Genomic DNA, 21,083 nt, shown 5'->3' with positions numbered 1-21,083 from the left:
GTTTATAATGCTTCGAGCTGTACCTGTGTTGGCTGCATTCAGCCACACGGGTCACATACTTTTGTATGCTCCCCGCGCTGTCTTCATTTTGCCGCCTCGGTATAACACGAACTATTTAGAAAAAATCATAATCTTTTGATTTAATATAAAAATACTTCTCTTCTTTCTTTTCTGGCTTGTCTTCACCATTTGATACATCAACTCATCAACTCATCAACTCATCAACTCATCAACATCACAACCCTCTGATGCAAATCAATGCGCCCTGTGAATATGTAAATACAATAGTGGTATTTATAATGCATGTTAAAGAGATGTGCGGACATGAAAGAAAAACCACGTGTAAGGTACCAACGTCGCCCTGGTACTACAGGGGGTAAGCTCCCTTGGAATGATTGGCGTAATGCATCAACATGGCGTAAATTTGTACAGTTAACGCTATTGGCGATCAATATTTATATTGGCATCACCTTCTATTTTTGGGTGCGTTACTACGAAACCGGAGGAGCGACAGTTCACCTTCCTCGCCCTGGTGGAATTGAAGGTTGGCTGCCGATTGCGGGGTTAATGAATTTAAAATATACGTTGGAGACGGGGAGTTTCCCGCCAATTCATGCGGCTTCAATGTTTCTGCTTGTTTCTTTTATTTTGATTAGCTTACTGCTCAAAAAAGCATTTTGTTCATGGATGTGCCCGATAGGCACTATATCGGAATATACGGGAAAAATAGGCCAAAAACTGTTTGGTTATCAAAAACAAATCAGTTTACCTAAATGGCTAGATATCCCCCTACGAGGTTTAAAATATTTACTATTAAGCTTCTTTCTCTATATTGCATTTTCCATGTCTGCGCAGATGATCCAATACTTTATGATGTCACCTTATGGGATCATCATTGACGTCAAAATGTTGGATTTCTTTCGCTATATTAGCTTGTTTGCGCTGGTCAGTGTTGCGGTTTTAGTGGTGGCAAGCTTGTTTATTCGTAATGCTTGGTGCCGTTATTTGTGTCCTTATGGTGCATTGCTAGGGCTGTTTTCGTTATTTTCACCATTTAAAATTCGGCGAAATGTGGAAAGTTGCATTGATTGTGGAAAATGTGCGAAAAACTGCCCATCCCACATCCCTGTTGATAAATTAATTCAGGTAAGAACGCTCGAATGTACGGGGTGTATGACTTGCGTGGAATCTTGCCCTGTTGCATCAACACTGGATTTTTCATTGCAATTGCCAGCAAAAAAACATCAATTTCGGTTATCGGGTAGGATGATGGCTATTTTAACCTTGGCAATTTTATTTATCACTATTGGGGTTGCTATGTATTTTGGCGTTTGGGATAGCCCAGTACCCGATAATTATTGGTTTCATATTATTCCAAATGCAAGAATGATAGGCCATTGATGCACAATAAAAAACCCCGCTACATATGATAATAAGCGGGGCAACTTGTTGTTTTGTCGTGATGACAGATTTTGTACTGCTTATTTATACTTATTTCTCGCTTATATTTATTTTCTTACATACTACTTACTACCCCATCAGTTAACCGCTTGCTTAACCATCTGCAATAACTGACGTACATCTTCAGGGCGCGTATTGCCAGTATCTTTATCAATAATTGAGCTATAGATATGAGGAATGATTTTTTTCACGCCTGCATCAAGAGCAATTTGCAAAATTTCAGCAAAGTTATCTAAATCAATGCCGCCTGTAGGCTCTAAAGAAAAATCAAAGTCAGCGCAAGCTTTGGCAATGGCTTTATATTCTTCAATATATGTTAACCCTTTCATATTAAAGAATTTAACAGAGTCAGCACCCATGTCTTTAAGCATCATAATGGCAGTTTCAATCGGAACAATGCCATCTGGCGCTTGAGAACTTAATGGGCCTGTGGAAATTTTTACCATACCCACCGTGCCTGTCGGTGATATGAGCGCATTCACGAAGGTTTCGTTTTGGCCTAATAGTGCACGGCTAATTGGGGCACCAGTGAATACTTGGTTAACGTGCTGCGGTTGCACTTCTTTTGAAATCAACGATACCATGGTTGATTGATTTGGGTCGCCAGCACCCAGGCCAACTGATAATGCATTATCGGTTTTTTGGGCATAAATACGCATATCTGCAATCGCGCTTTCTAAGTCAGGGTAATTTTTAGATAAAACACCAACAACAACAAAGGTTTCTGCTGCAGCATAGATATCTTTTGCATTTTGATGGCTGCCTGCCAAGACGTTTAAACACACGCGGTCACGATAAAAATTCGGTGACAATTTCATTTTAAATTCCTTCTACTAACAAACGAATATTCTGAGAAATAACATCAAGTTGTTCAGTACTAACACTACGAATGTCAGCTTCCACTTTTCCTTCGTTGGCTTTGTACTCACGGAAGTAAATCGCGGTATCACCTTGTTTTAACTCAGCCATGATTTGGTAGGTAGTTTTGCCTATTGTTTTTTCATCAAAGCTAATTTCAGTACGAGCAATATCACGTCCAGCGCCATCCCAGACCACTTGAGCAGAGATACCTTTAATTGCATTCAAATCGCTGATGAATTTACTCATTCGATTGACCATTTCTGGGCCAGTTTCTTTTGTCGCTGTCAGGTACTGTTCGATAGCAAGAGTGAGGCCTAAAATACCTTCTTTACCCACTTTCATCGCACGGCCAATACCTTGGCTTTGGCGTTTTACCCACTCAACATATTGTTTTTTACCAATAACTAGGCCACTTGTTGGGCCTTCAATCGCTTTTGCGCCACTGTAAATCACAATATCGCCGCCTGCTTGGTAGTAAGCTGTGAGCTCTTCTTCAGCGGCAGCATCAACGATCAGTGGTAGCTGGTGGTCATGAGCCACTTTGGCGGCTTGTTCCACGGTTAACATGCTTTTTTGTACGGTATGATGGGATTTGATATACAGAATAGCGGCGGTATTGGGGGTGATTTTTGCAGCTAACTGGGCGGCGTTGCACTCGTTAGCAAAGCCCGCTTCGACCACTTTACCACCACCTAAGCTCACCATTGTATCGACAGGAGCACCGAAATTAACGTTATGGCCTTTAGGTAAAATAATTTCACGAGGCACAACTTTGTCGGATGAATGCAAATTAAGCAGTAAATCATCATCATCTTGTACAATTACCGCTGCAACAGCTTGTGCGATACCGGCAGATGCGCAGGAAACAACAACTGCGGCTTCAACATCTAATAGATTAGCAATGTATTCGCCAGTTTTATTAACTAAGTCTTTAATTTCAAAATAATTATTTAATCCGTAAGCAACACGTTCAACAACTTCCGGAGTTGGCGTTGAAACACCCAGAATTGTCATGCGGCCAGAGGCATTAATAACGTGTTTTAACTGATATTTATCATAAATCGATTGCATGTTCTGATTCACCTTGTGCATGAATAATGTGTTTTCCACCGACGATAGCAGCCAATGGTACGAAGCGGTGAGTGCCTATACGGTGTTCGCCTTCTGCATCCGTGAGCTCGGTTTGCTCTTCTTTAAGGTCAAAAAGGGTTATGTCGGCGTCAAAGCCGGGCCTTAAATAGCCTTTCGCGGGTAATGATAAGAAATTGGCGGCTTTTTCGGTAACGCAGCGAAGCACTTGTTCCGCACTAAAGCCCATACACAGGAATTTGGTCATCACAAAAGCGAGGCTATAAACAGGGCCATTAACGCGGTTGCGGTGGTAAATATCGGAACTGATAATGTCAGGGTAAGTGCCGATGCGCATGGCTTGTTCGGCAACTTTAAAGCTAAAACTCTCACCGCCATGGCCAACATCTAATATGACTCCGCGTGCGAGTGCGCGAGCAATTGAGGGCTTTAGGTAGCCATCTTCGCCTAAAATTTTATTGGGTTTGCCATTAAAGCAGTGAGTGATGATATCGCCACGTGTCAGTAAATCAGCGACTTCATCGATATCCGGTGGGTTGTTGCCGATATGCACCATGAGTGGAAGATGGTGTTTTTTCTGCATTTCTTTAGCTTTAATCAGTGGTGCAATACCATTTTCACCAACCACACTTTTACTCATACGGGCTTTCATACCAACAACAAAGCCTGAGTGGCGCTCGATAGCGTCTTGAAAGCAGGCATCATTGATGTTGTTCATATCGGACAATTCATTTTGTGCAATGATGCCAATGCGTGAAATATTTAACAGAGAAAAGACATTGGTTTTCGATTTTTGTGTCAGTTGATAAAATTTATCAATATCATCAGCACCGACACTGCCTGCATCAACCAGTGAGGTAACTCCGCCAGCGGCTCCTGCTAAATCAGGGTCATCGAAGTAAATAGGTGACTCAACAAAACAGTGTGCGTGAGAATCAATCCATCCGGCGCTGACATAAGTTTTACCTTGGAGATCAATAATTTTGTCAGCTTGCTGGTTACAGGCTAACTCAGGGCCTGCTGCTTCGATTTTTCCATCTTTGATAAGAATATCGATAATCGAGCCATCGATACGCTTACCTTGTTTGATGATTAGAGTGTACATAGTTGCCCTCTTTATACTCATACTCGATGCTCGTCATACTTCAAACCGCAGCGTTGTTGGCAGCACTTCCGCTACCCTAGTCACATACTTTTGTATGCTCCTAGGGATATCGTCGTTTGTCGCCTAGCTGCAATTTGAATTATCTAGAGCATGCTAAAATACTTGAATACTTGTTCTAAATAATGCCAATCGCAGCGTTGTTGGTTACTCTTACGCTACTCTTTGAACTATTTCGAGCCTGTTTTTAATGATGTTATTCAGTAACCCGGAGCAGATGCTCCGGGAGGATACTAGTTAGGCGACGATTGGGAAGAAATAACCAAATAACATCGCACCTAAAATGGCGCCACCGGCAACCGGTTTTTGCCATACATAGAAAATCAATGCGCCGATTAAAGAACCAATTCCGATTGGAATAGAAGCTGCCATGGCGGCTAAGATAATCAATGGGCCTAAGAATCGACCTGAAGTATTACCCGCACCCATCATGACGTCTGCACCAAAGGTTGAGTTGGCTTGGGCAATGGTAAATTTACGTGCAAAGACAATCAGTAAACCGATTAATACCCCAAGGAATAAACCTGTCACTAATGAAAGCCAGAAGTTAGTGACTAGAATATCCCAACCCGCAGCGAGGAATAGAGCAGGAACACCCAGCCCAATACCAGTTTGTAGCGCCCCACCAATATCTAAAATACCAACCAGTGACCCTTCGATGATTCGAGCAAATAAGAAACTTGCACCGAATGCGGCGACTGCACCGTAAACCCCTGTATCTAAGCCTGCACGTAACATGGCGACGAACGCTACTTCGTTAAATGCACCAAAGCCGTAGACGACATACATGTGGGTACCGGCGAAGATCCCAGCAGATAGCAATCCAACAAAAATCGGGAAGGACCATTCTGCGTACCAAAAATCTTGTTTGTTAATTTCAGTTGTCATGATTATTTCCCGCTCAGCAGACCGTGGACGTATTCAAGCCACAATGGTTTATCTAGGTTGAAAGAGGTGATCATCTTCAGGTCGAACTCACGGAAGAAGCCGCTGAGAACGAACAAGAGAACCACGGTTATCATCATTGTGCGAGTGATACGGTTCCAGCCGTTGTCATCAACGCCTTTACCAATCAAGATACCTAAAACTAAACCCGGGATAGCATTCCCCATGATTAACTGAGCACAACCACCAAATAATGTTGCCCAGAAACCTGAACGACGACCAGCATCCATAGCAGCTAACCAGAAGATGACTGGCATCACTGTGTTAACTAACAAGTTTGCGGCAGGCACTAGTACATTAATGGCTGTCGTTTGCAGTGCAGCCGGAACTGCGGAAGCGGTTGTGTTTAAGAAGGCGACAACTAATGCCCCGATGATGGCACAAGCAATCGCCATTTTTTTCGGGTTATGCAGTGTGTCAGCGACACTACGATTTTTGGTTAACAGCGCTGCCGCACCCCAGTTTGGGATGATGCGGTGGTCAACGTCTTGTGTAAATGCCCCTGCAGCAACTGATGATGCCCATGCATTAAAGAAAAATCCTAAGCCAAAAGAAAAGTGAGATGCTGGGTCGCCTTCACACGCGTTCAGCTCACCCAATGTACGGAATGCCCCCATACCTTGTACGGTTGGTGCGTGGAACATACGCGCAGCCCCTGCGCCTAAGCCAAAGCCGCAGAGCCCACCGATGATCAGGGACATGCCCAATATTTCTAGAAAAGATGCAGTTTCACTCATGGAATTAACTCCAGACCTGATTGCTATTATTGTTCTGTAAATGGTATTTCGTTGACAGAAAGTAAAGTGACATCCAGCGAAACGTCGAGTACAACACGAAAATGTTCACGTTTGCGTGGCAAAAAGAGAAAAAGAAATTTTTCTGTCCGCGAATGAGAGTGAGCACTAATCACTTCAACATCCTTTGGTTCAATTCGTAGGATGATGTCTGTGCTGTTTTTCAGTACGGTTTTTTGAATTGAATTTAAGGCGTCAGCTATCGCTTTTTGCTTAGTGTCGCCTTGCCCTGTAACCCGTACAACCGTTTCGATAGATTTTTTCATTAAGCGTTGCCGTATTTTTTATTGAATGCTTTTACTAAGCGCTCGCCTAACTCTTCCTTGTCCATAAAACCGAAACCTAATACATTGCAACCGTCTGCAATTGCGGTTTCTCCCTCTTCAATGGAGCGCATCCCATAGCGAGCTTTATAGCCATACTTAGTTTGAGCTGTGATTGCACCAGCGCCACCACTTCCACAAAATGAGATACCTAAATCGGCTTGTTCTGCGTTCATCACATCGCCAAGTTTCATGTCAGCGGCGACACCTGGAACAACAATCGCTTTACCGCCAGCAGCTTCAACACCCGCCGCTACTTTTTGGCCTTTACCTAAACGGTCACCGATAACAACAACTATCTGTTTCATAAAATATTCTCCAAATCCTACCAAATTAGTAATTAATCATTTGAACGTGCAACTTCAAAGTGAACAGAGAGTAAATAGGTTTCTTCAGGTGCTAAACCGGGAAGTGTGTCAACAACCCGTTGCGCGAGCGTAATCGAATGTTCAGAGATTTCATCAAATAGGCTGATATCAACTTCTGGTAAGGCTTCACCCGTTTTTGCTCTACCGACCATGGCACGTAAATGAGATTCCAACATCTGTTGTTGTACATCCGTGGTGTAGCAATCCTCCTGCTTGAGCCAGTCAGTAATCACTGCTAGCAGTTTTTGTGTCACCTCATCAATATCAAGGTTATGTTCTAACATTTTAAAAACGACAACTGATTCACTCATAACTATTTAAAATCCAAAGTAATATTGCAAGTTAGACTACTCTGTTCCTTCATGCCTTATACATTAGACGTTTATTGGTATTTTTTGCAGGCAGTGAATTTCCACTTCAAAGTGGAAATTATTTGGAAATAAATATTAGTTGGATTGGTATGTTTTTTGTTCTATGTGGAAGTTAAGTGGAAAAATTGACATCAATCAATTATCTAAAAAGGATAAAAATAACAATACTTCGAATAAAATATGTTGTTTATCAATTGATTATTTTTTTACATAAAAAATGGAATTGAAAAAAGGAACTGGAAAGAAAAGTGGAAACAATAAATGGAAATTATGTTGTGTTGATTGTAATAGCTTCCACTTAGTTACTCTGTGCGTAAAACAGGCCGTTTAGGATAGGAAAATATTTGCGAGAGTTGTGGTTAGGATCACGTAAAAGTCAGCAACTTCCACTTTTCCACTACGAAGTGGAAGTTGCTATCAGATTAGAGGATACGTGCTAAGCTATCTTTAGCTATCACTTGGAATTCATTGAAATTTTTGACACTTACTAAGCGACGAGTCGTTTTTTCCTTTACAAAGGTAACGAATAAATCATAAATAGCCATCGCTTCTTCATAGTCTGTTTTACTAATAGCCAACAAGAAAATGACATAAGCGTTCTCTTTGGTTTCTTTATTCCATTCAATGCCTTTTGGGGCCACAACGGTTGCAACCACCGTTTTATTGGCAAGTAAGCCTAAAGAGTGGGGTAATGCGATGCCTTCCCCGAGCAATGTGGAAACAATTGATTCACGTTCTTGTAGTGATGGATAAAAATCGGGGGTTACATAGCCTTCTTGTTGTAATTTATGGCAAACCATTTGAAAGAGCTCTTCTTGGCTAATTTTTTCATTAATTACCATGAAGAACCGTTCATCAAAAAAACGCTCAATAATATAAGGGCGAGTTTGATCAACCATAGCTAGGCGGCCAACTTGCTCTAGCTGATAGGGCGTTGGGAAAGGCGCGATTTTAATAACAGGCTTGTTTTTCTCTGAAATTCGTACTGTGGTTATCACGAAATCTTCAGTGACTTCATCCAAGGATTCATACTCTTGTAATGTTAACCCTCGACTAAATTTGAGTTGTGGAAACTCACGCATGATTTTAGATTCAACCACGCGAAACGTGGAGTTTCCTGCATCGGTGACTACCAGTACTTCTGTTTGGCGAATTGACCCTGCGCCATAGTTACGTTCGAGGCTAACACCGATATGAACTGCAAGATAACCCAGTTCATCTTCACTGATTGGGTGGGGGAGTAATTGTTTACTTGCGCTGGTTAATGCGCTGAGTGTGACGTCATAGGCAAACGGATAGTATTGTTTAATATCAGATAATAGCGGATTTGGTGTAGAAATATGATACTGCAGGCGAGTGATTAAGGCCGCAAGATGCGTATTGAGATCTTTTTTGAGCTTTTCATCATTTCGTAAGTCATAATTATATAATTCATTAATATAATTTAAAATATATTCACATAGCTCATTATGAGTACCACTTTTTTGCGTGCTAGAGTCTTGGTTACTAATACGTTGGGCAACAATTTGGTCATGCAAATAGCTGAGTTCCGCCCCAGAAAGGTCATTGCCAAGAAAGTAGATCAAACCTTTGGAGATTTCATCGCACGCTTTACGGATCACTTCTTCACTGTCATCGTTTTTGACCGCAGTGGTGAGCTCATGGCCGCGAGTGATACGCAAAATAGTGACCGCACAATTAAAAACTAGGTATAAATGGCCTTCATTGCTAATCCGAATATCAAAACGATTCAAACTGTTATGTAATACTTTATCGATATATGACAGGTCTAAATTATCCAGACAATCGGGGCGGAAAGTGGTTAAATCAGGCGATATCTGTGCGCAATAACGACGCCATAAAGTTTCAGTCATACAAGCTCGAACTGCCCACTCGCTACCATTCAAACGAATACCTTGGTGAGGAATACTTTCTAATGCAATTTGGTATTTTTGCAGCTGTTCTCTCACCGCCCCCATATCTTGTTGTAAAGTGCCTCGGCTGATAAACCATTCCTCAGCGATATCATCAAGCTTTACGGGAAGTGATAGCATTAAGAGCTTTAATAGCAGTGCATCAATGCGCTCTTTGCTCGTTCGAGGGATATGATCGTCTTCATCATTTTGTTGAGTAAAGGTCGCAAATAGGGCTTCGTCTTCAATGTTCAACCGGTAACCACGACCTCGTTCATACACAATATGTGCACTATATGGCTGTATCAATTCATTGATTTCATTGATATCAGAACGAATAGTTCGAGTAGAAACGGAAAAGTTTTTTGCTAATTCGTCTTGAGGAACAACCTCATTCAGAATTTGAGCAAAAATTTGATTATGTCGCTGTTGAGTGAATAGAGCCACGGAAACACCTTTAAAATCAAAACGAAAAAGCATTTGAGCAATAAAATTACGTCTTTTTTGCTCGCTAATGGCAGGACTCTAACACAAGCGTGTCAATATGTAGGATATGTAAATGATGAAATTTGCGAATCCGTTCGCAAAATTCATGCTGTTATAGCAGGAAAGTGGCTAGTTTTGTTCCCCAAGGTCGATTAACAGGCCTCTAAACGGTTTATCTGCACTAATGATGATTTGATTATCATCTTGGATAAATGCCCCATCATTGCAATTCATCCCGAGTTGTTCGCCTTTTGGTGTTCGTAATGTTGCTCCACCATGTATAGACTGAAGGAATGAATTTTTTCCTTTTAGCGTGATCGCTGTTGATTCATCGGCTGCCAAGTGAATTTGAGTGATCCAAATTTGTTGACGTAATTGAATGCTTTGATCTTCCCCATCAGGAGAGGCGATAAGCTTACTCTCATTTTCACTAATGGCTATTTTTTGCAAGGGCAAAGATTCTTGCTGTGGGCAAGCATTTAACCAGAGCTGTAAACGCGTTAGTGGTGTTTTGGGGCACACATTTTGTTCACTGTAGCTAAGATCTGGGCGTGGTGAGAAACGCACACATTCACCTTCATCCGCTTGGATGGTATTACCTAAACTGTCTCGATATTCTGCGTGCCCTTTTAGGATGATATTTAAAATATCAACATGAGGGTAGGTTCTTGGCTGTAGCGCATTTTGTGGCGCAATAACCTCTTGATTCAGCACTCTGAGTGTTTTAAAACCCATAAAATCTGGGTCAAAATAATGGCCAAATGAAAAGGAATAACGCGCTTGCAGCCAACCATAATCAGCTTTTCCGCAATGGTTAGCGGGTCTCAGTGTCATCATAATGGTTAACCCCCATCGAAAATAAATAAGTTAATAATCTATTGTTATAATAAATAGCTGGACGTTGAATTGTTAGCCAGTTAATCTGTTTCCCTTGTTCAAATTTCCTGAAAGAGAAACTTCATGAGTAAAGAGAGAGCATTAACGCTTGAATCATTAAGGGTTATGGATGCAATCGACCGCCGTGGTAGTTTTGCTGCAGCTGCTGAAGAGTTGGGGCGAGTCCCGTCTGCACTAAGCTATACCATGCAAAAATTAGAAGAAGAGCTCGATGTCATTTTATTTGACCGTTCAGGGCATAGAACTAAATTTACGAATGTCGGTAGGATGTTACTTGATAGAGGAAGGATCCTACTTGAAGCCGCTGATAAGCTAACATCTGACGCGGAAGCCCTTGCAAAAGGATGGGAAACGCATTTAACCATCGTGTGTGAAGCTTTAGTTCCTGCTAATTCACTTTTTCCACTGGTGGAACGACTGGCGGAAAAATCAGAAACACAGTTATCTTTGATTACTGAAGTATTGGCGGGAGCATGGGAACGCCTTGAAAGCGGTAAAGCGGATATTGTCATTGCCCCTGATATGCATTTTCGATCATCTTCAGAAATTAACTCTAAATCGTTATACACCATTAATCATATTTATGTTGCGAGCCCGGATCACCCCATTCATCAAGAACCTGAACCATTATCTGATGCGACTCGAGTGAAGTACCGTGGAATTGCAGTAGCTGATACCGCACGTGAGCGACCTGTGATAACGGTGCAGTTGTTGGATAAACAACAACGATTAACCGTGTCGACAATTGAAGATAAACGCAATGCTTTATTGGCTGGTCTTGGTGTTGCAACAATGCCGTATCCAATGGTTGAACAAGATATTCGTGAAGGGCGTTTAAAAGTAGTTGGCGCAGAGTATAGCCATGAGACGAATATTATTATGGCGTGGCGGCGAGATAGTATGGGGGAGGCTAAGTCGTGGTGTCTCCGAGAAATCCCCAAACTTTTCCGATTATAACTTCGTCATACTTCGCACTGTAGCGGTGTTAGCTTCACTCACTAACCCTAGTCACATACTTATGTATGCTCCTAGGGATTAGTGAGCTTGCAGCCTTGCTACAGTACGAATTATTTAGAAGTTAACTTGAGGTTGAAAAATAAACCCATCAACATCAATTTGCCACCTACCTACAACTCAAACTATTTAGAGTTTACGAGTCGCGTGATAATTAGTGGTGATTCAACAAGAATAAATAAAGCTGCCCAGCTTAATTTTCATTTACTGATAACGATGATTTAGTTTCTATTAACTTCAAAACAATTATTTTGAATAAAAAAATACCTCCCGAAGGAGGTATAAGTTGGACAAAAAATGAAGCTAAATTAATAAGGGTGATAATGAAATCGGAATTACCATTTTTTATTTAATAAATGGTCAATACTAAATTTTCCTGGGCCGGTCACAGCTAACAGTAAGAAACCGCCGGCAATAGTAAAGTTTTTCATAAACATTAAGCTATTTGGCGCAACGCTAAAGTCGATATGGAACAGGAGTGCGGTTAATACCGTAAAGCCTGCGGTAAATAAAGCGACAGTCCGAGTTAAGAAACCGAATAAAACCGCTAAGCCACCGCCAAGTTCTAATAAAATGGTTAAAGGTAATAAAAAGCCTGGAACGCCCATTGCTTGCATGTATTGTTGTGTTCCTGCGTATGCATCTCCCAGTTTTCCATACCCAGCGACAATGAACAGAATTGGCATCATAATGCGAGCTAATAATACCGCACCACTTTCTAAATTTTTCATTGAGATTCTCCAGACTAATAAGTCATTAAATATAAATTAGTTGCGATATATGTCGCTTTGTAGTGTTGTTTTCAGCACAAATAGGTAAGAAAACATTCGATGGGCTTATAATAGTCATTTGCTTATTCAATAAAAAGCAAAGCTTATTCACAAAGATGGTCAAAAAATTTGAACTGTGGTGAGGGGGAAATGAGTTGAAGTGTAGTGGTTAGACTAACCTATTGATTTTAAGTTGAATTATTTTTTTCCTGCATTAATTGTACTTTGAATTGTTCTTACTATGCCCCACATTGTGAAGGCTTTTTTCCCTAATTGAAGTATACGTTGTGGTTTTTTTAGTGAATAAATCGAAAGCAGGCCTGTTGCTGCAATAAACAAAGGACGGAAGGTAACGAAGGCTTTCCATGTACGGTCATAAGGGGCTGTCACATGTAGCCAATCCTCAGAACTGGCAGCAAGGTCATTCCGTTGCTGCTCAATTCTGTTGAGTAACCGTTGTTTTTTTTCGGCAAGTAATTGGCGTTTATTTCTGGTCATTATCCTTACCTGCTAATGCATTTGCATCTTGGCTTAGTTGCTCCCGTGTGGAGCTCAATAAAGTGGACTGTTTTGCTTTTTTGAGCGCCCAACTAGCAAAGATAATGGCGAGTAGAACCAAACTCCCTGTAGTGATAGCCAGTGCTTGATAACGGTAAACAGGGTCTACAGACCAAAAAATGAGCCCAATTAGACACATCAGGCCAAAAGCAGTAAAAAGAAGCGCTAGCCCAACTAATAATAGCAACTGGATAAAATTAACTTTCTCTTCTTCGAGCTCAACGGCAATGAGCTGAAGGCGAGTTTCAACAATATTAACGGTAATACTGGCGATGCGTTGCAGTATTTCAAGGACCCCTTTACCGGGGCCCTGACGTTGTTGATTTTGTTCCATAAGCAATTAACGTTTCGCGAGAAGTACGCCAAGAACTACACCAACGGCAGCACCAATACCGATACCAGTCCATGGATTTTCTTTGACATAGTTGTCTGCGCGACCCGCAATTTCTTTAGTTTGTTCAGTGATCCTTTCGGTGGTTTGGCCGAGCTTAGCACGAGATGAGTAAAGTACATCTTTCGCTTTGGATTTTAAGCTTTCAATCTCTTCTTTCGACTTCTCGCCTGTATCATTCAATACGGCTTCAAGAGAATCTGCTAACGCTTTTAGTTCCGCACGTAGGTCTTCTGATGAATGATTTAATGACATATAGAACCTCCTATCAATAGAAAAGAAACTTCACTGTATTAACAATAACTGTTTTTGCATTAAGTGCAATGAGTTATTCGATAATAAATTATGGGATCAGAAAAAATGTAAAAAATAGTATTTAGGAAAATATTTTTAATATTAGTAGGTTAACTTAGTTGTAAGGGATAGAAATATTAAGACGTAAAATTAGGTAAAAATAAAAATGCGAGAACTCGAAGTTCTCGCATAGGCGGATTAATTTGCTTTTTTGCTAGACAGTTTTTTCTTTACGACAACAGCAATACTACCGATTAACCCAAGGATTAATAAGCCTACAGGAATTAGCATCAATACATTCATAATGTGATGCTCATATTGTAGGAAGATTGGGCTTTTACCAAAGCCATAACCGATAGCCGTTAAAATTAACACCCACAACAGACCACTTAACCAATTAAATACTTGGAAACGGCCATTCTGCAAACCTGCGAGGCCTGCAATTGTTGGAAGCAGTGTTCTAACAAAAGCTAAAAAACGGCCAATTAATAAGGCAGCGAGGCCATGACGATGGAATAAGCCATGAGCGCGTTGGTGGTAGTGTTCGGGTAAGTGTGCTAGCCAGCCTTTAACAATACGTGTGTTCCCTAGCCATCGCCCTTGTATATAACCTACCCAGCAACCTAAACTGGCGCCAGCGGTTAAAATTACGATGGTGAGTGGATAACTTAATGTGCCTTTAGCGATGAGTACACCAACTAAAATCAACAAGCTATCGCCAGGTAAAAACGCTGCAGGTAATACCCCGTTTTCAAGAAACAAGATAGCGAACAGCATGAAATAAATCGACCACACTAACGCAGGGTTAGATAGGGTGACATAATCTTGGTGCCAAAGGGCGAAAAAAAGTTCTTTAACTAATTCCATTAATGTTTCCTAAACGGCAATAACAGCAACAAACTTGTTGTTGGGCAGGGAGAAATGGATTAAGTGAATGCCAAAGTGAAAGTAGTGTTTCCTCAGGCTGTTAGTGTAAAGCACGCTCACTTTAACAAAACAGAAAATAACTAAACAGCAAATTTTAAGCTTATTTTTAGAATTCATTTAAGTTTCGGCCGATTTTTACAAATTACTGTGTGCCATGTAATGATGTAAAGTGCTTAAAAACGGCTTTTAGCCTGTTTTTTGCTTAGAGTATGCGAAATATACTGGTTAATTTATCTTTTAATGTAAAAAAATAACGATAAAACAATAATGGCTAATTATTGCATTTTAAGACTATTTACCGTATCTTATCGCCATAGCAAAGGGGAGTAACTTCTTCTTGTCGGTTTATCGTCATTACGGTGTACTCATTACACCCGGTAGCCGAGCACCACAGTTCCCTGTTTTCGGGTTATTTGTGTTGTAAGTGAGACCTTGCCAGAAGGCGAGGTTTGCTCATAATTTACAACCAAAAGACATAACTTGTGGTTAATGAATTTTAAGCGGCTGATGTCTTCTGGATATCAGCCGTTTTTTGTTTTTAAGGGAAAGGAAAATGCACTCAGTTGGTAACCCAATTTTATGGGGTAGTTTTGCCGTTATTATTTTACTTATGTTACTCATTGATTTGTTCTGGCAAGGGAAACACAAAGGCCAAGCAATGTCGATGAAACAAGCTGCGGCTTGGAGTATCGTGTGGGTAACGCTTTCGCTTCTCTTTGCGGCGGGCTTTTGGTGGTATCTTAATGAAAACGTGGGACGTGAGTTTGCCGATAGCCAAACAATGGCGTTCTTAACGGGTTATTTATTAGAAAAAGCATTAGCTGTTGATAACGTATTCGTTTGGTTAATGCTCTTTAGTTATTTTGCAATCCCTGCAAATTTACAGCGTCGTGTGCTGGTTTATGGAGTATTAGGCGCTATCGTACTTCGTACGATTATGATTTTTGCAGGTAGTTGGTTAGTCACACAATTTAGCTGGATTTTATATGTATTTGGCTTGTTTTTGCTATTTACTGGTTTGAAAATGGCTTTTGCTAAAGAAGATGACTCGCCAATCACGGATAAACCGTTAGTAAAATGGGTTCGTTCTCATTTACGTATGACGGATGAATTGCATGGTGAAAAATTCTTTATTAAACGCAATGGTGTCCTATTTGCGACCCCACTTATTTTAGTGCTGATTTTAGTTGAAATTAGTGACGTGATATTTGCGGTGGACAGCATACCTGCTATTTTTGCGGTAACGACTGACCCATTCATTGTTTTAACATCGAACTTATTTGCCATTTTAGGCCTACGTGCGATGTATTTCTTGTTGTCTGGAGTTGCTGAAAAGTTCTCAATGCTAAAATACGGCTTAGCAGTAATTTTAAGCTTTATCGGTATAAAAATGCTATTGATTGATATTTTCCATATTCCAACGCCGATTTCGTTGGGGGTAATTGCCTCAATCTTAGTCGTAACGTTAATCATTAATGCCATTGTTAATAAACGTAACGAAGCAAAAAGTTAATTTAGCTTTTTTATTTTTAAATCCTCTACTGTAAAAGTAGGGGATTTTTTTTAACCCTATGAAAATACTCAACCATTTTACTCCTCTCATTCTACTATAAGAAACAAAACTCTATTGAGATCACAGTTATGTAAAATGTTTGTTAAACAAAGTCAATCATTGTGTATATTTTGAATAATTGCCTTTTCAGGCGACTATTATTCCTTATACTTGCTGTGCAAACACATTTAATTCCTAATAAAGATAAATAATATAGGTCTATTATGGATACAAATAAAACAGGGTTATGGCGAGTTATTAGCCAAGGTAGTCTAGTCAAACAGATACTGGTTGGCTTGGTCGCGGGTATTTTGCTTGCATGGTTATGGCCATCTGCTGCAAAAAATGTCGGGTTGTTAGGGGATTTATTCGTTAGTGCGTTAAAGGCGGTTGCTCCGGTATTGGTATGGGTGTTAGTGATGTCATCCATTGCTAACCATCGTCAAGGGCAAAAAACCAATATCAAACCGATCCTGGTGTTGTATATTTTGGGAACATTTTTTGCCGCGGTTGTTGCCGTTATTGGTTCTTTCCTGTTCCCGTCAAGTTTAGTTTTAGCCGTGGGGGATACACAGTTAAATCCACCGGGTAATATTGCCGAAGTGTTAAAAGGTTTGCTAATCAATATATTTGCGAATCCTGTCGACGCACTGATTAAGGGTAATTATATTGGTATATTAGCGTGGGCGATCGGGCTGGGTATTGCGCTGCGCCATGCAAATGAAACCACAAAAAATTTAGTTCATGACTTTTCTAATGCAGTAACACAACTGGTACGTGTTGTGATCCGCTTAGCGCCTTTAGGGATTTTTGGCTTAGTTGCTTCAACTATCGCAACGACAGGCTTTGCAACCTTAAAAGGCTATATACATGTTCTCGCAGTATTAATTGGCTGTATGTTAATTGTTGCTTTCATTGTTAATCCACTAATTGTGTATTGGAAAATGAAACGCAACCCATATCCATTAGTTTTCGCTTGTTTACGTGAAAGTGGGGTAACGGCATTCTTTACACGTAGTTCTGCAGCGAATATTCCTGTGAATATGGGGATGTGTCGTCGTATGAATCTGCATGAAGATACCTACTCTGTTTCTATCCCATTAGGTGCAACAATCAATATGGCAGGTGCAGCGGTAACGATTACTGTTCTGACGTTAGCTGCGGTACATACGTTAGGGATCCCTGTTGATATCCCAACGGCATTATTATTAAGTGTTGTGGCAGCAGTTTGTGCATGTGGCGCCTCTGGGGTTGCGGGGGGCTCACTATTGCTGATCCCATTAGCTTGTAACATGTTTGGTATTTCAAATGAGATTGCGATGCAAGTGGTCGCAGTTGGTGTGATGATTGGCGTGTTACAGGATTCAGCAGAAACGGCGCTTAATTCTTCAACTGACGTGTTATTTACTGCGGCGGTGTGTTTAGCGGAAGATGAGAAACTGGCGAACGCGGAAGCGCGGTTATCTCACCGTGATTAATGAGCAAGTGAACTAAATAAAAAGGCAGGGATCGTGAAAACAATCTCTGCCTTTATTTTTGAAAATACGGTTAATTGTCAGTGACAAACCTCACCAACAGAACGAGCAATCAAAGCTGATACGCGATTTTCATTCCTTGTTCAATTGCGCGGCGAGCGTCAAGCTCGGCTGCTACATCAGCACCGCCAATAACATGGGCATTAATGCCACGTTCTGCTAATTGTATTTTTAATGGACGGTAAGGCTCTTGTCCTGCACATAAAATCACATTGTCAACGGGAAGGCACTGCGTTTTATCTTGATAGCGAATATGGAGCCCTTCGTCATCAACTCGCATGTATTCAACACCATTTAGCATATGAACACCACGTTTCATCAGTGATAAACGGTGAACCCAACCCGTCGTTTTACCAAGGCCTGCCCCAACTTTACTATTTTTACGCTGTAATAAGTACAATTGACGGGCTGATGCCATAGGGACTTTTTGTGGGGGGAATACGCCACCTTTAGAATGAATTGAGGTATCAATATTCCACTCTTTATTAAATAGTGAAGTATCTAAACTGCTACTTTTCCCTTCCTGGGTTAGCAATTCAGCAACATCAAAGCCAATCCCTCCAGCACCAATAATAGCGGCGCTTTTACCAACAGAACGCTGTTTGGTGATGACATCGATATAAGAAATGACTTTATGGTGTTCAATGCCTTCGAGCTGGATTTTCCGTGGGGTGACGCCCGTTGCAATAATGACCTCATCAAATCCCGATAAACAGTCAACATCGGCTTGGTGTTCAAGGCGTACATCAATATGTAATAGTTCTAGTTGTCGGCAGAAGTAACGGATAGTTTCATGAAACTCTTCTTTACCGGGTATTTGCTTTGCGAGGTTAAATTGCCCACCTATGTGGTTAGATTTTTCAAACAAAGTGACGCGATGCCCCCGTTTTGCCGCGTAAATTGCACAAGACAACCCAGCAGGCCCTGCGCCAACAACTGCAACAGATTTACTCTGTGGGGCTTTTTCGTTGGGGTAATCCATTTCTCTAACGGCTTGTGGGTTAACTAAACAACTGGCCAGTTTGCCACTAAAAATGAGGTCGAGACAGGCTTGGTTGCAGCCAATGCAGGTGTTGATTTCGTCTGCTCTATTTTCTGCCGCTTTACGAACAAACGCTTCATCAGCCAGAAACGGCCGAGCCATTGAAACCATATCGGCTTGATGATTGGCAATAATATGTTCTGCAACAAAAGGGTCATTGATGCGGTTAGTGGTTATCAGCGGAATATTCACTTTTCCCATTAATTTCTGGGTAACCCAACTAAATGCACTACGGGGAACTTGCGTTGCTATCGTCGGTATTCGAGCTTCGTGCCAACCAATACCCGTGTTAATCATACTGGCGCCTGCATTTTCAATTTGTTTGGCGAGTAATTCGATTTCTTCCCATATTGAACCTTCTTCAACTAAATCCAACATGGAAAGTCGATAAATAATAATAAAGTTAGCGCCAACAGCTTCCCGTATTCGCCGTACGATTTCAATAGGAAAACGAATTCGGTTTGTGTAACTTCCACCCCATTTATCGGTTCTATGGTTGGTACGTTTGGTGATGAATTGGTTAATTAAATAGCCTTCGGAGCCCATAATTTCGACACCATCATAGCCTGCTTGTTGAGCGAGTTTGGCTGTTGTCACGAAGTCATCAATCGTTTTTTCAACGTCATCAGTTGAGAGTTCTCGGGGGGCGAATGGAATAATCTCTGCTTGAATAGGACTTGGTGCAACTAATTTAGTATGCAGGCCATAACGCCCTGCATGTAAGATTTGTAAGGCGATTTTACCGTCAGCTTGGTGGACGGCATCCGTGATTTGTTGATGAAATGAAAGTTGGTTTTTGTCGTTTAATACTGCGCCATGAGCGGTAAGCGCCCCTTCTGGATTGGGGGCGATACCACCGGTAATGATCAGACTGACACCATTTTCAGCGCGTAGGCGGTAAAAATGCGCTAGCCGCTCGCTGCCTTGCGGGTGCTCTTCAAGCCCAGTATGCATCGAGCCCATCAAAATACGGTTTTTTAGGACGGTATGGCCTAAATCAAGCGGGGTAAAAAGGTGTGGAAAATTGCTCATTATTATACTCCCATTCGGGATTTCATTAACAGGTCAGATGAGTTAACTGTAGCGTAATGAAGCTGCAATTTGGTAAAGATGTTAAAATTTTGTGATTTTTATCATATGTTTTCGGTTAAATAGCTGAGTGTCATAAAAAATAGGTGTTTTTTTATTTTTATGTCATAAACAGAGATTAAAAAAAGAGACACACAGCATAAAGAACGATATAGGGGAAACAATGATGAAAGAGATTTGCCAAGCTATTACTTTAGAAGGTGAATACGTTCGCCTTGAACCTCTATCTCACCAATATGATGTCGAACTGGCAGATATCATTCGACGAGATGGGTTAAATAATTTGTGGTATGCCTTAGTTCCTGAGCCTGAGCATTTTTCTCAAGATGTGGAAAAGCGTCTGGAAAATTTCCAGAAAAAGGAATGTTTACCTTTTGTGGTGATTGATAAACGCACTGGTAAGCCTGTTGGTATTACTTCTTATAACCGTGTGGACCATGCGGTAAGACGGGTTGAAATCGGAGCCACTTGGTATGGGGTCGAAGTACAACGCACTGCATTAAATACAGAGGCTAAATATTTGCTGTTAAAGCATGCTTTTGAGGAATTAAATTGCGTTGCAGTGGAGTTTCGTACGCACTTTTTAAATAGCCAAAGTCGTCGAGCTATTGAACGTTTAGGGGCCAAGCTCGATGGTATTTTGCGCAACCATATGAAAACTAAAACAGGTGAGCTACGTGATAGCTGTGTATATAGCATTATCGAATCAGAATGGCCGTCGATAAAACATCACTTAGAATGGCAGATGGTGAAACCGCGCTAAGATTAGGTGCCAGTAATCGCCCACCGAAAGGTGGGCGATGATGCCAACATCAAGCTTTAACATTTCGCTGCTTTATGTAGCGCTTGTACTTTAACCTCTGTTGGCCTCGCTCCTGTGATTTCGCCTATATTTTTGCCAATAACCGCTTTATTGATTTCAAAAGTCGCCACAACGTCAGCACCATGTTCTTACAAGTAACGGATCAAACATTTACCCATTTTTCCGCAACCATATTGAACTGCATGTACTTTTTTCATCATTTTTGTTCTATATGAGAATTATCTATAAACTATATTGTGAGGTCTGAATGTAAAAAATATTGTTTTATATCAATTATTTGAATGAAGAACTTTTAATAAGTTTAGTTGCCATTATGATGTTGTTTTTATTATTAATTTGATATTGGTAAAAGTTAAATATAGATAAGGTGTGAGAAACTGATTTAAATAAAAAAGAGTAGAGCTCATTAAAATTGCAG

The 21,083-nt window shown here is 40.9% G+C and carries 21 protein-coding genes; 5 read left to right on the top strand and 16 right to left on the bottom strand.

Going from position 1 to position 21,083, the window contains the following annotated elements; genetic code table 11:
- Positions 1-324: 324 nt before the first annotated feature.
- Positions 325-1,401, top strand: coding sequence for a 4Fe-4S binding protein (locus tag PR767_RS12900; protein WP_272520410.1), 1,077 nt, complete (start codon positions 325-327; stop codon positions 1,399-1,401).
- Between the two features lie 137 nt (positions 1,402-1,538).
- Here PR767_RS12900 and dagF read toward each other — a convergent pair whose 3' ends face one another.
- The 10 genes from dagF to PR767_RS12850 form a co-directional block, all read right to left on the bottom strand.
- Positions 1,539-2,279 (bottom strand): 2-dehydro-3-deoxy-phosphogluconate aldolase, encoded by a 741-nt coding sequence (gene dagF, locus PR767_RS12895; protein WP_109911693.1) that lies wholly within the window; start codon positions 2,277-2,279, stop codon positions 1,539-1,541.
- Position 2,280: 1 nt separating this feature from the next.
- Complete coding sequence (locus tag PR767_RS12890; protein WP_004908346.1) at positions 2,281-3,393, bottom strand: DgaE family pyridoxal phosphate-dependent ammonia lyase; 1,113 nt, start codon at positions 3,391-3,393, stop codon at positions 2,281-2,283.
- Entirely contained in the window at positions 3,377-4,516 is a 1,140-nt protein-coding gene (locus PR767_RS12885) for an amidohydrolase/deacetylase family metallohydrolase (RefSeq protein ID WP_109911695.1), read from the bottom strand. The genes PR767_RS12890 and PR767_RS12885 overlap by 17 nt, the downstream gene beginning before the upstream one ends.
- A gap of 294 nt (positions 4,517-4,810) precedes the next feature.
- Positions 4,811-5,461 carry a DUF4310 family protein gene (locus tag PR767_RS12880; protein WP_004908356.1) on the bottom strand — a complete coding sequence of 217 codons (651 nt, stop codon included), beginning with the start codon at positions 5,459-5,461 and terminating at the stop codon, positions 4,811-4,813.
- Between the two features lie 2 nt (positions 5,462-5,463).
- Positions 5,464-6,255, bottom strand: coding sequence for a DUF4311 domain-containing protein (locus PR767_RS12875; protein ID WP_004258184.1), 792 nt, complete (start codon positions 6,253-6,255; stop codon positions 5,464-5,466).
- 26 nt (positions 6,256-6,281) lie between these two features.
- The gene (locus tag PR767_RS12870) at positions 6,282-6,578 is read right to left on the bottom strand and encodes a DUF4312 family protein (protein WP_004258180.1); all 297 of its coding nucleotides are present in this window, start codon (positions 6,576-6,578) and stop codon (positions 6,282-6,284) included.
- On the bottom strand, positions 6,578-6,943 hold the full coding sequence (locus PR767_RS12865) for an SFCGS family glycine-rich protein (protein ID WP_004908363.1): 366 nt from the start codon (positions 6,941-6,943) through the stop codon (positions 6,578-6,580). Before PR767_RS12865 ends, PR767_RS12870 begins: the two co-directional genes overlap by 1 nt.
- A 32-nt stretch (positions 6,944-6,975) precedes the next feature.
- Complete coding sequence (locus PR767_RS12860) at positions 6,976-7,314, bottom strand: PRD domain-containing protein (RefSeq protein WP_004908366.1); 339 nt, start codon at positions 7,312-7,314, stop codon at positions 6,976-6,978.
- 482 nt (positions 7,315-7,796) lie between these two features.
- Positions 7,797-9,767: a BglG family transcription antiterminator gene (locus PR767_RS12855; RefSeq protein ID WP_109911696.1), complete on the bottom strand. Its 1,971-nt coding sequence runs from the start codon at positions 9,765-9,767 to the stop codon at positions 7,797-7,799.
- Between the two features lie 135 nt (positions 9,768-9,902).
- Positions 9,903-10,610: a pirin family protein gene (locus PR767_RS12850; protein WP_109911697.1), complete on the bottom strand. Its 708-nt coding sequence runs from the start codon at positions 10,608-10,610 to the stop codon at positions 9,903-9,905.
- Between the two features lie 123 nt (positions 10,611-10,733).
- Between PR767_RS12850 and PR767_RS12845 the strand changes: the two genes are divergently transcribed.
- Positions 10,734-11,627, top strand: coding sequence for a LysR family transcriptional regulator (locus PR767_RS12845; RefSeq protein ID WP_117162551.1), 894 nt, complete (start codon positions 10,734-10,736; stop codon positions 11,625-11,627).
- Between the two features lie 392 nt (positions 11,628-12,019).
- On the opposite strand, the gene PR767_RS12840 is transcribed toward PR767_RS12845, so the two are convergent.
- The 5 genes from PR767_RS12840 to PR767_RS12820 form a co-directional block, all read right to left on the bottom strand.
- Positions 12,020-12,415, bottom strand: a complete 396-nt coding sequence (locus PR767_RS12840; protein ID WP_004908378.1) for a DoxX family protein — start codon at positions 12,413-12,415, stop codon at positions 12,020-12,022.
- A 237-nt stretch (positions 12,416-12,652) separates the two neighbouring features.
- Complete coding sequence (locus PR767_RS12835) at positions 12,653-12,952, bottom strand: YqjK-like family protein (protein ID WP_004908381.1); 300 nt, start codon at positions 12,950-12,952, stop codon at positions 12,653-12,655.
- The gene (locus PR767_RS12830; protein WP_004908385.1) at positions 12,939-13,346 is read right to left on the bottom strand and encodes a phage holin family protein; all 408 of its coding nucleotides are present in this window, start codon (positions 13,344-13,346) and stop codon (positions 12,939-12,941) included. The genes PR767_RS12835 and PR767_RS12830 overlap by 14 nt, the downstream gene beginning before the upstream one ends.
- A gap of 6 nt (positions 13,347-13,352) precedes the next feature.
- On the bottom strand, positions 13,353-13,658 hold the full coding sequence (locus PR767_RS12825) for a DUF883 family protein (protein ID WP_109911700.1): 306 nt from the start codon (positions 13,656-13,658) through the stop codon (positions 13,353-13,355).
- Between the two features lie 237 nt (positions 13,659-13,895).
- Positions 13,896-14,564, bottom strand: a complete 669-nt coding sequence (locus tag PR767_RS12820) for a DedA family protein (protein ID WP_004908389.1) — start codon at positions 14,562-14,564, stop codon at positions 13,896-13,898.
- Between the two features lie 613 nt (positions 14,565-15,177).
- Here PR767_RS12820 and PR767_RS12815 point away from each other — a divergent pair.
- Together PR767_RS12815 and sstT are read left to right on the top strand one after the other, a co-directional pair.
- Positions 15,178-16,137, top strand: coding sequence for a TerC family protein (locus tag PR767_RS12815; RefSeq protein WP_109911701.1), 960 nt, complete (start codon positions 15,178-15,180; stop codon positions 16,135-16,137).
- Positions 16,138-16,400: 263 nt separating this feature from the next.
- The gene (gene sstT, locus PR767_RS12810) at positions 16,401-17,654 is read left to right on the top strand and encodes a serine/threonine transporter SstT (protein WP_004908393.1); all 1,254 of its coding nucleotides are present in this window, start codon (positions 16,401-16,403) and stop codon (positions 17,652-17,654) included.
- 109 nt (positions 17,655-17,763) lie between these two features.
- On the opposite strand, the gene PR767_RS12805 is transcribed toward sstT, so the two are convergent.
- A complete protein-coding gene (locus PR767_RS12805) occupies positions 17,764-19,785 on the bottom strand; it encodes an NADPH-dependent 2,4-dienoyl-CoA reductase (RefSeq protein WP_272520409.1) in 2,022 nt (673 codons plus the stop codon).
- Positions 19,786-20,008: 223 nt separating this feature from the next.
- Here PR767_RS12805 and PR767_RS12800 point away from each other — a divergent pair, with 223 nt between their 5' ends.
- Entirely contained in the window at positions 20,009-20,605 is a 597-nt protein-coding gene (locus PR767_RS12800; RefSeq protein WP_109911818.1) for a GNAT family N-acetyltransferase, read from the top strand.
- Positions 20,606-21,083 lie beyond the last annotated feature (478 nt).

It is taken from the genome of Providencia sp. PROV223, assembly GCF_028479245.1.
Taxonomy (GTDB): domain Bacteria; phylum Pseudomonadota; class Gammaproteobacteria; order Enterobacterales; family Enterobacteriaceae; genus Providencia; species Providencia rettgeri.
Note: the sequence above shows the minus strand (reverse complement) of the source record. Positions and strands in the feature narration are given on the sequence as shown.

What these genes read in the sequence shown, in the direction of transcription:
- PR767_RS12900 (WP_272520410.1), top strand. Translation starts at nt 325, where the DNA reads ATGAAAGAAAAACCACGTGTAAGGTACCAACGTCGCCCTGGTACTACA.
- dagF (WP_109911693.1), bottom strand. Translation starts at nt 2,279, where the DNA reads ATGAAATTGTCACCGAATTTTTATCGTGACCGCGTGTGTTTAAACGTC.
- PR767_RS12890 (WP_004908346.1), bottom strand. Translation starts at nt 3,393, where the DNA reads ATGCAATCGATTTATGATAAATATCAGTTAAAACACGTTATTAATGCC.
- PR767_RS12885 (WP_109911695.1), bottom strand. Translation starts at nt 4,516, where the DNA reads ATGTACACTCTAATCATCAAACAAGGTAAGCGTATCGATGGCTCGATT.
- PR767_RS12880 (WP_004908356.1), bottom strand. Translation starts at nt 5,461, where the DNA reads ATGACAACTGAAATTAACAAACAAGATTTTTGGTACGCAGAATGGTCC.
- PR767_RS12875 (WP_004258184.1), bottom strand. Translation starts at nt 6,255, where the DNA reads ATGAGTGAAACTGCATCTTTTCTAGAAATATTGGGCATGTCCCTGATC.
- PR767_RS12870 (WP_004258180.1), bottom strand. Translation starts at nt 6,578, where the DNA reads ATGAAAAAATCTATCGAAACGGTTGTACGGGTTACAGGGCAAGGCGAC.
- PR767_RS12865 (WP_004908363.1), bottom strand. Translation starts at nt 6,943, where the DNA reads ATGAAACAGATAGTTGTTGTTATCGGTGACCGTTTAGGTAAAGGCCAA.
- PR767_RS12860 (WP_004908366.1), bottom strand. Translation starts at nt 7,314, where the DNA reads ATGAGTGAATCAGTTGTCGTTTTTAAAATGTTAGAACATAACCTTGAT.
- PR767_RS12855 (WP_109911696.1), bottom strand. Translation starts at nt 9,767, where the DNA reads ATGCTTTTTCGTTTTGATTTTAAAGGTGTTTCCGTGGCTCTATTCACT.
- PR767_RS12850 (WP_109911697.1), bottom strand. Translation starts at nt 10,610, where the DNA reads ATGATGACACTGAGACCCGCTAACCATTGCGGAAAAGCTGATTATGGT.
- PR767_RS12845 (WP_117162551.1), top strand. Translation starts at nt 10,734, where the DNA reads ATGAGTAAAGAGAGAGCATTAACGCTTGAATCATTAAGGGTTATGGAT.
- PR767_RS12840 (WP_004908378.1), bottom strand. Translation starts at nt 12,415, where the DNA reads ATGAAAAATTTAGAAAGTGGTGCGGTATTATTAGCTCGCATTATGATG.
- PR767_RS12835 (WP_004908381.1), bottom strand. Translation starts at nt 12,952, where the DNA reads ATGACCAGAAATAAACGCCAATTACTTGCCGAAAAAAAACAACGGTTA.
- PR767_RS12830 (WP_004908385.1), bottom strand. Translation starts at nt 13,346, where the DNA reads ATGGAACAAAATCAACAACGTCAGGGCCCCGGTAAAGGGGTCCTTGAA.
- PR767_RS12825 (WP_109911700.1), bottom strand. Translation starts at nt 13,658, where the DNA reads ATGTCATTAAATCATTCATCAGAAGACCTACGTGCGGAACTAAAAGCG.
- PR767_RS12820 (WP_004908389.1), bottom strand. Translation starts at nt 14,564, where the DNA reads ATGGAATTAGTTAAAGAACTTTTTTTCGCCCTTTGGCACCAAGATTAT.
- PR767_RS12815 (WP_109911701.1), top strand. Translation starts at nt 15,178, where the DNA reads ATGCACTCAGTTGGTAACCCAATTTTATGGGGTAGTTTTGCCGTTATT.
- sstT (WP_004908393.1), top strand. Translation starts at nt 16,401, where the DNA reads ATGGATACAAATAAAACAGGGTTATGGCGAGTTATTAGCCAAGGTAGT.
- PR767_RS12805 (WP_272520409.1), bottom strand. Translation starts at nt 19,785, where the DNA reads ATGAGCAATTTTCCACACCTTTTTACCCCGCTTGATTTAGGCCATACC.
- PR767_RS12800 (WP_109911818.1), top strand. Translation starts at nt 20,009, where the DNA reads ATGAAAGAGATTTGCCAAGCTATTACTTTAGAAGGTGAATACGTTCGC.